Raw genomic sequence first — 3,490 nt, forward strand, 5'->3', positions numbered from 1 at the left:
CATTCCCGGCGCCGCAGACTCTCGACCACGCCCAGTACCAGGTCGCGGGCCTCCGCGTCCAAGGTCCCGATCGGCTGGAAGGGGGCCACGAGCCTCACGTTTTCCCAGCCCTCTTCCTCATTGAGATCCTCACCTTCGTCTTCGGCAAGTTCCTCAAGCAGGTGCCCGACTTCATCCGGTATGTCCGGGGGATCGGCCTCCTCGTCACTATTGCGTGTTCCGCCAGTCTCGCCCTCCGGTGAGATCTCTCTCTCTGGCGAGGGCTCTGGGGTTGTTGTCGGCCCGGCCGATCCATGCCTGCGGACGACATCCTCGGCAAGGAGATCTGCGACCGCCCCCGCATCATGAGGCTGACCTGATGTCGGTTGGGCGGCCGCCGGCGCCGCTTCGCCGCTGCCTACCCCTTCCCCTACCTGGCCCCCTCTGCCGACCCTGGCGGCCGCGGCTTCCAAAGCCTCCAGGCTTCTCAGCATCGCCTCCTCTTCCGCGAGCGTGTGCCCTGAGGGGAGTCCGCCGGACGCCCCCTCCCCGCTTGCCGCAGGCGGGGGTGACGGGATAGGCGGTACGGCGGCGGGTGGAACCGTCCCATGCTGTTGGCTTTCAAGCCCCTCCTTGCCGGCTCCGCTGGGAAGTTGAACGCTGACCGGAGAGCTGAAGCGCTGCAGAAGGGCCCTCAACCTCAGCTCAGAAGCCGCCTTCCGTCCATGCCGCCGCGGTGAGCGGGTCAGGGTGATTCTTGACACACCTTCCAGGACCAGGCGCTTCAGCTTGGTGGCATTGCCCAGCAGGATGGGTAGGACGAGCAAGCCGGTGACCCAGGAAGCCAGCCATAGGAGGTCCACCCTGGCGGCCCCCAGATGGGAATCGAACCAGATGGGCTGCCCCGCCATGAGGGCATTCCCGAGCTGGCGCCATTGATCAGGCCTCCAGGCTGAAAACTCGAATGCCTCTCCCATGAGCAGACACATGGCCCCCCACCAGGTGCCGACAGCAGCCGCCCAGGCGAGGAGTTGCCCCAGCAGCTTCCCAATCGTCTTGGTGACCGCCGCAGCGTGGCGTGCAACGGCCGCCCCCACAGGACCACCCATGACATGCTCCCCGTCCAGTGCTAAATAACTCGTGGTAGCTCATTTCGGGACCCAGAGAAATGCCCAAGTCACGCACATCGGCCGGGGGCCCGCCATACAGGGCGGATGACGACGCGATGGGATTGACCCTGCCCTCTCTCGCAGCCTGCTCTCTGGTCTATCTCCTGCTGACCGGAGACGTGCCAGCGAGGGAAGAGGTTAGCCAGGCGGAATGGCCGATGAGCACCGAGGAGGCACAGCTGCCCAAGCTGCCTGAGAGCGCCATGGGCCGGCCCTTCGATGATCTCCAGCCCCCGCCTCCAAGAACGCCAATGGGAGACGGCTCGAAAGGGCGGCCCAAACCGCCGCTGGCCCCGCCCCTGGCGTCCTCGCCTGAGGTGACCCTGCCCCAGGGGTCCTCGCCTGGCCTGGTTGAGGCTCCGCCGGTGCTGGCAGCCTCGCCGCCACCACCAACCGCGTCGGAGGTTTCGCCCAAGGCAGCCCAGCCCTTGTTGCCTGGCACGGATGCGGGAGGCGCGGCAAGCGCCACCGCTCCCGCGCCTGCTCCGCTGGCGGCCGGGGGAACTCCCTCCAAGTCCACATCCGGCGCGGCCGCTTCACCTGACGGATCGGCGATCGACAGCATCCTGGACAACCTCGGTGCCAGCGTCGATGAGCATCGGCGCGTCACGACAGCCGTTGAGGCCGTCCCCCTCCCCCCGATCCTCCCGCCTACCGGCGACGCCAAACCGGGCACCGATGCCAAACCCAGCCAGCCAGCGGGGAGAGTGACAAGCGCCGGGGCAGTCCAGGATCACCTCTCCGCTCGATCCGCCCATCGGGGTTCAAAAAGAAAGCCTGAACAGCAGCCGGAGACCGCCCATGAGAACACGTCCCCCAGCAAGATCGCCGTTGCACCAGGACCTAAGGCGGAAGAACCGCCGGCGCGGCCCAGGCACCGGTCAGGTAAAGGAAAGGGCGGCGCCACGCCGGGCTCGGGCACCTCGGTCGCGACCGCGCCGGCACGCCCGGAGCCGCCGCTTGAAGACCTCCCTCCGCAATTCCTGGCGCAAGTCGATTTCGACCCGGTCAGCGCGGCCCTGAACTACAGCGCGCGAAATGCCGTCGGCGTGGCGCTGGGGGCGCTTGGCGCTGACCCGAGGAACAAGGTGCTCGTTGTCGAAGCGGCCTATCCCGATGCCGCCCTCACCGCCAACCGGGTGGCTGTCGTCCAGCAGCGGCTGCTGGAATTAGGCTTCCATGGCGAGGCAGTGCTGCTGCCAGCTCCCGGCTCCGTTGGCCCCCACACCCTGATCCTGGCGGCCGCGCCGACGACCAGGGGGGGGAGGACGATTCAATAGACGTGCCGAGTTCTTTAGCCGGCTAAAGATGCAACTCCATGATTGACCTGTTGACGCAAGTCACATTAAGTTGCGTCAACATCACAATCACCTTGGGGGTTTGCTATGGGACACATTCCGGTTGAGGCTGGGGATTTGGTCAAGAGGTTCCGTGAGCATTTGGGTCTTACACAACAGGGATTCGCTGAGCATCTAAATGGTGTGTTTGGCCGAAAATACGACCGCTCTAGAATCAGCCGATGGGAAGGGGGAGGAGAAAGACCCCCGGCAGATGTACAGAACTTGGTACGTTGCCAGATGGATCGGCGTCCGCTTTCGATCAACGGGCGGGCCGAAATCATCGCCGTGAGCAATTTCAAAGGCGGCGTCGGTAAGACAACCACCTCGACTAATATCGCTGTGGTGCTGGCTCAACGCGGTCATAAAGTGCTATTAATCGACTGCGACGCTCAAGCCTCGGCAAGCAAATATCTGCTTGGGGAGGAGGGCCATCTGGCCGCAGTTGATAGCGCAAAGACGCTTACTGAAGCAGTGCGCAAAGTCAATTCCGGTTCCAAACCGGATGCAGTGCTCAGCTCCATGATCTCAACCGGTCATGGTGTCGATATCGTTGCCGCCTCGCTGAGACTGGCCCGCGTTGAATTCAGGGAGAGTGGGGCTGAACACCTATTGAAGGAAATGTTGGTGCCGCTTCGGTCAGTCTACGACTGGATCATTCTTGACTCGCCACCTAACCCTGGACTTCCTCTTAGCTGGGCTCTTACCGCGGCCACAGGGATGATCGTACCTGTTCGAACTGAGCCGATGGATTCCAGCGGCTTAGAACTGATCTTGGAAGAGATCGAGCTCATTCAACGACGCCTCAATCCAACCCTCCGCGTCCTCGGCGTCTTGCCCAATCAATATGACAGCAGAAAGACGGTAGACCAGTTGCTTCTGAAGAACCTATTCCAGATGGACCCGGTGAGGATGGAATTCTCAGGAACCGGAACTGGCTTACGGGTTTACGACCCGGTAGCCGACCAAAGTGCGTTTGGTAGGGCGGCAATGATGGAAATCCCC

The 3,490-nt window shown here is 63.4% G+C and carries 3 protein-coding genes and 1 pseudogene; 3 read left to right on the top strand and 1 reads right to left on the bottom strand.

The window, feature by feature from the left end:
* The coding region (locus I55_RS35560; protein ID WP_199902410.1) for a hypothetical protein at nucleotides 1-1,088 on the bottom strand (1,088 nt) is incomplete at its 3' end.
* Nucleotides 1,089-1,576: 488 nt separating this feature from the next.
* Here I55_RS35560 and I55_RS35570 point away from each other — a divergent pair.
* The 3 genes and pseudogenes from I55_RS35570 to I55_RS35575 form a co-directional block, all read left to right on the top strand.
* Nucleotides 1,577-2,428 carry a hypothetical protein gene (locus I55_RS35570; protein ID WP_148293493.1) on the top strand — a complete coding sequence of 284 codons (852 nt, stop codon included), beginning with the start codon at nucleotides 1,577-1,579 and terminating at the stop codon, nucleotides 2,426-2,428.
* Nucleotides 2,429-2,533: 105 nt separating this feature from the next.
* Nucleotides 2,534-2,701 (top strand): annotated as a pseudogene (locus tag I55_RS39410) (helix-turn-helix domain-containing protein); the annotation flags it as partial.
* 24 nt (nucleotides 2,702-2,725) lie between these two features.
* A partial coding sequence (locus I55_RS35575) for a ParA family protein (protein ID WP_252180953.1) occupies nucleotides 2,726-3,490 on the top strand: 765 nt, incomplete at its 3' end.

Source organism: Azospirillum sp. B4 (assembly GCF_000333275.1).
Classification (GTDB): domain Bacteria; phylum Pseudomonadota; class Alphaproteobacteria; order Azospirillales; family Azospirillaceae; genus Nitrospirillum.